Origin of the sequence: Chryseobacterium taiwanense, from assembly GCF_000813825.1 — a bacterium.
GTDB classification, from domain to species: Bacteria; Bacteroidota; Bacteroidia; order Flavobacteriales; family Weeksellaceae; genus Chryseobacterium; species Chryseobacterium taiwanense.
This window is the reverse complement of record NZ_JWTA01000017.1, coordinates 1-5,545: the sequence shown is the minus strand read 5'-3', so window position 1 is coordinate 5,545 and position 5,545 is coordinate 1. Positions and strand designations below refer to the sequence as shown.

Sequence of the window (5,545 nt, the reverse complement as noted above, 5' to 3'; positions counted from 1 at the left end):
TCTATCTTTGCCCCACTGAAAACGAGAGAATATCAGTAAGCGCAGAAGAGCCTTTAGATAGGCATAAAGATTAATAAATCACTTTAGAGATACGAAGAAAAACAATTAAAACTTTTTGAAAATAAAAGTTGCGAGAGTTAAAAAGTTTTGTATCTTTGCAGTCCGGTAAAACGGGAAGCGCAGGAGTGAGAGATTGAATGATAAATAAAGAAATTAAGGTTATCAAAAAACTTTAAAATTTTCTTGAAAAACATTTGGTCAATAAGAAATAAATTTTTACTTTTGCACTCGCAAATACGGAGCGAAACTGACAGAAAAGTAGCGACGTTAAAAAAGCGAAAGAACGAAGTTCATTGAAATACAATATAACAACCAAGTAAGGAAAAACTAAAGCGTAAAATAACTTTGAGTGAGTCAGACAAACATACAATGGAGAGTTTGATCCTGGCTCAGGATGAACGCTAGCGGGAGGCCTAACACATGCAAGCCGAGCGGTATTTGTTCTTCGGAACAGAGAGAGCGGCGTACGGGTGCGGAACACGTGTGCAACCTGCCTTTATCTGGGAGATAGCCTTTCGAAAGGAAGATTAATATCCCATAATATATTGATTGGCATCAATTAATATTGAAAGCTCCGGCGGATAAAGATGGGCACGCGCAAGATTAGATAGTTGGTAGGGTAACGGCCTACCAAGTCAGTGATCTTTAGGGGGCCTGAGAGGGTGATCCCCCACACTGGTACTGAGACACGGACCAGACTCCTACGGGAGGCAGCAGTGAGGAATATTGGACAATGGGTGCAAGCCTGATCCAGCCATCCCGCGTGAAGGACGACGGCCCTATGGGTTGTAAACTTCTTTTGTATAGGGATAAACCTTTCCACGTGTGGAAAGCTGAAGGTACTATACGAATAAGCACCGGCTAACTCCGTGCCAGCAGCCGCGGTAATACGGAGGGTGCAAGCGTTATCCGGATTTATTGGGTTTAAAGGGTCCGTAGGCGGATCTGTAAGTCAGTGGTGAAATCTCACAGCTTAACTGTGAAACTGCCATTGATACTGCAGGTCTTGAGTAAGGTAGAAGTGGCTGGAATAAGTAGTGTAGCGGTGAAATGCATAGATATTACTTAGAACACCAATTGCGAAGGCAGGTCACTATGTCTTAACTGACGCTGATGGACGAAAGCGTGGGGAGCGAACAGGATTAGATACCCTGGTAGTCCACGCCGTAAACGATGCTAACTCGTTTTTGGGTCTTCGGATTCAGAGACTAAGCGAAAGTGATAAGTTAGCCACCTGGGGAGTACGTTCGCAAGAATGAAACTCAAAGGAATTGACGGGGGCCCGCACAAGCGGTGGATTATGTGGTTTAATTCGATGATACGCGAGGAACCTTACCAAGGCTTAAATGGGAATTGATCGGTTTAGAAATAGACCTTCCTTCGGGCAATTTTCAAGGTGCTGCATGGTTGTCGTCAGCTCGTGCCGTGAGGTGTTAGGTTAAGTCCTGCAACGAGCGCAACCCCTGTCACTAGTTGCCATCATTCAGTTGGGGACTCTAGTGAGACTGCCTACGCAAGTAGAGAGGAAGGTGGGGATGACGTCAAATCATCACGGCCCTTACGCCTTGGGCCACACACGTAATACAATGGCCGGTACAGAGGGCAGCTACACAGCGATGTGATGCAAATCTCGAAAGCCGGTCTCAGTTCGGATTGGAGTCTGCAACTCGACTCTATGAAGCTGGAATCGCTAGTAATCGCGCATCAGCCATGGCGCGGTGAATACGTTCCCGGGCCTTGTACACACCGCCCGTCAAGCCATGGAAGTCTGGGGTACCTGAAGTCGGTGACCGTAAAAGGAGCTGCCTAGGGTAAAACAGGTAACTAGGGCTAAGTCGTAACAAGGTAGCCGTACCGGAAGGTGCGGCTGGAACATCTCATTTTAGAGCGTCTTCGGACGATAAAAAAACAAGGACACTATGTGTCCAGAACTTACTTAAAGTTCAAGCTTTAGTTTTTTATTTGGTTGATATATATAAAAAATACAAAACCCACTAGAAATTAGTACAGGGATAGAGAGATTTTAGATTACAAATTCTAGATTTTAGATTTAAAAATCATTTAAAATTTTCAATTTAAAATTTAAAATTATAATGAAGTCTCGTAGCTCAGCTGGTTAGAGCGCTACACTGATAATGTAGAGGTCGGCAGTTCGAGCCTGCCCGAGACTACTAATTAAAGCGGCTAGCAATAAATGCTAAAAGCACTAGAGGGGGAATTAGCTCAGCTGGCTAGAGCGCCTGCCTTGCACGCAGGAGGTCAAGGGTTCGACTCCCTTATTCTCCACAGTTTTGGAAGACTGATTTAAAAGTTACGAATGGAGCCAAAAACAACATTTGTTCATCAGTCGGAAAAGAAGAAAATAAGATCATTGACATTAACGGTAAAGACATCACAAAGAGAAAACCGAGCACTTATAAGTGCTTGAGTAACCTAAAAATAGGAAAGAAATCGTTAAGGGCGTATGGCGGATGCCTAGGCTTTCAGAGGCGAAGAAGGACGTGGTAAGCTGCGAAAAGCTCGGGGGATTGGCACACACGAATTGATCCCGAGATGTCCGAATGGGGCAACCCGTCTGGTTGAAGACCAGTCATCCCTTAGGGGAAGCAAACCCGGAGAACTGAAACATCTAAGTACCCGGAGGAAAAGAAATCGAAGAGATTCCGTAAGTAGTGGCGAGCGAAAGCGGATTAGCCCAAAAGTCTTTATATGTTTAAAAGAATGTTCTGGAAAGAACAGCCATAGAGGGTGATAGCCCCGTATTTGAAAGGCATACATAGATGATAAATGAGTAGGGCGGGACACGTGAAATCCTGTCTGAATATGGGGGGACCATCCTCCAAGGCTAAATACTCCTGAAAGACCGATAGTGAACAAGTACTGTGAAGGAAAGGTGAAAAGCACTTCGAATAGAAGGGTGAAATAGAACCTGAAACCGTACGCCTACAAGCGGTCGGAGCCCACAAGTTGGGTGACGGCGTGCCTTTTGCATAATGAGCCTACGAGTTAATTTTACTAGCGAGGTTAAGGTATTAAGTACCGGAGCCGGAGCGAAAGCGAGTCTGAATAGGGCGCTTAGTTAGTAGGATTAGACGCGAAACCTTGTGATCTACCCATGGGCAGGTTGAAGCTCTGGTAACACAGAGTGGAGGACCGAACCGGTTGACGTTGAAAAGTCTTCGGATGACCTGTGGGTAGGGGTGAAAGGCCAATCAAACTGGGAGATAGCTCGTACTCTCCGAAATGCATTTAGGTGCAGCGTCGTATATAAGTTTATTAGAGGTAGAGCTACTGATTGGATGCGGGGGTTTCATCGCCTACCAATTCCTGACAAACTCCGAATGCTAATAAATGTTCTACGGCAGTGAGGGCATGGGTGCTAAGGTCCATGTCCGAGAGGGAAAGAACCCAGACCAACAGCTAAGGTCCCCAAATATATGTTAAGTTGAAGCAACGCGGTTGGACTGCATTGACAGCTAGGATGTTGGCTTGGAAGCAGCCATTCATTTAAAGAGTGCGTAACAGCTCACTAGTCGAGCGGTCCGGCATGGATAATAATCGGGCATAAACATATTACCGAAGCTATGGATTTGTACATTGTACATCTGGTAGGAGAGCATTCTGTTTGCGCCGAAGCAGTATCGTGAGGTATTGTGGAGCGGACAGAAAAGAAAATGTAGGCATAAGTAACGATAAAGGGGGCGAGAAACCCCCTCACCGAAAGACTAAGGTTTCCTCAGCCATGCTAATCAGCTGAGGGTTAGTCGGGACCTAACGCGAACCCGAAAGGGGTAGTGGATGGACAATGGGTTAATATTCCCATACTTGCTCACACTAAAAAGGGGACGGTTCGACGTAGCTATTGAAGACGGACGGAAGTGTCAAGGCCTAGCCTTCGGGCGAAGCTGTTATAGTGAAATCGGATCCAAGAAAAGCCGAAGTGAAGCAACCCGTACCAAAACCGACACAGGTGGTCGAGGAGAGAATCCTAAGGTGCTCGAGTGAGTCGTGGCTAAGGAACTAGGCAAAATAGTCTCGTAACTTCGGAAGAAGAGACGCCAACAGCAATGTTGGCCGCAGTGAAGAGGCCCAGGCGACTGTTTATCAAAAACACAGGACTCTGCTAAATCGAAAGATGCTGTATAGGGTCTGACACCTGCCCGGTGCTGGAAGGTTAAGGAAGGGCGTTAGCGTAAGCGAAGCGTTTGACTGAAGCCCCAGTAAACGGCGGCCGTAACTATAACGGTCCTAAGGTAGCGAAATTCCTTGTCGGGTAAGTTCCGACCTGCACGAATGGTGTAACGATCTGGGCACTGTCTCAGCCACGAGCTCGGTGAAATTGTAGTATCGGTGAAGATGCCGATTACCCGCAATGGGACGAAAAGACCCTGTGAACCTTTACTATAACTTCGTATTGACTTTGAGTAAGTAATGTGTAGGATAGGTGGGAGACTTTGAAGCAGGCACGCTAGTGTTTGTGGAGTCGACGTTGAAATACCACCCTTTACTTACTTGGAGCCTAACTTCTTTTAGAAGGACATTGCGTGGTGGGTAGTTTGACTGGGGTGGTCGCCTCCAAAAGAGTAACGGAGGCTTTCAAAGGTACCCTCAGCACGCTTGGTAACCGTGCGTAGAGTGTAATGGCATAAGGGTGCTTGACTGTGAGACCTACAAGTCGATCAGGTGCGAAAGCAGGACATAGTGATCCGGTGGTTCCGTATGGAAGGGCCATCGCTCATAGGATAAAAGGTACTCCGGGGATAACAGGCTAGTCTCCCCCAAGAGCTCACATCGACGGGGAGGTTCGGCACCTCGATGTCGGCTCGTCACATCCTGGGGCTGGAGAAGGTCCCAAGGGTTGGGCTGTTCGCCCATTAAAGTGGCACGCGAGCTGGGTTCAGAACGTCGTGAGACAGTTCGGTCTCTATCTATTGCGGGCGTTAGATGTTTGAGAGGGCTTGATTCTAGTACGAGAGGACCGAATTGAACAAACCTCTGGTGTATCAGTTGTACCGCCAGGTGCACCGCTGAGTAGCTACGTTTGGAAGAGATAAGCACTGAAAGCATATAAGTGCGAAACTCGCCTCAAGATGAGACATCTTTTAAGGGTCGTTGGAGATGACGACGTTGATAGGCTACAGGTGTAAAGTTGGTAACAGCATAGCCGAGTAGTACTAATTACCCGTAGATTTATAGCCTATTGGTTACATTAAAACAAGCCTTATAAGTGCAACACTGGTTTTGCCTTTGTGATGAAATTTACCGATAAAATGCTAAAAGCTTAAGGCCTTAAGCCTAATGCTTACAGCTATATACAACCTTTAGGGTGGTTTTAGCGGTGGGGCTCACCTGTTCCCATTCCGAACACAGAAGTTAAGCCCACCAGCGCCGATGGTACTGCGAAAGCGGGAGAGTAGGTCGCCGCCAGTTTTTATTTAAAGTCTCATAGATTTAATTCTATGAGACTTTTTTTTGATATATACTC

General features: G+C 46.4%; 2 tRNA genes and 3 rRNA genes. All 5 read left to right on the top strand.

Annotated elements, in window-relative coordinates:
* Positions 1-426 precede the first annotated feature (426 nt).
* The 5 genes from RM51_RS16690 (at position 427) to rrf (ending at position 5,490) form a co-directional block, all read left to right on the top strand.
* Positions 427-1,943: ribosomal RNA gene (locus tag RM51_RS16690) — 16S ribosomal RNA — on the top strand.
* Positions 1,944-2,157: 214 nt separating this feature from the next.
* Positions 2,158-2,231, top strand: a tRNA-Ile gene (locus tag RM51_RS16685).
* Positions 2,232-2,272: 41 nt separating this feature from the next.
* Positions 2,273-2,346 (top strand) — tRNA-Ala (locus tag RM51_RS16680).
* 158 nt (positions 2,347-2,504) lie between these two features.
* Positions 2,505-5,258, top strand: a 23S ribosomal RNA gene (locus RM51_RS16675).
* Between the two features lie 124 nt (positions 5,259-5,382).
* Positions 5,383-5,490 (top strand): 5S ribosomal RNA (rrf, locus tag RM51_RS16670).
* The 16S, 23S and 5S rRNA genes sit together here with 2 tRNA genes alongside, the layout of an rRNA operon.
* Positions 5,491-5,545: the final 55 nt, after the last annotated feature.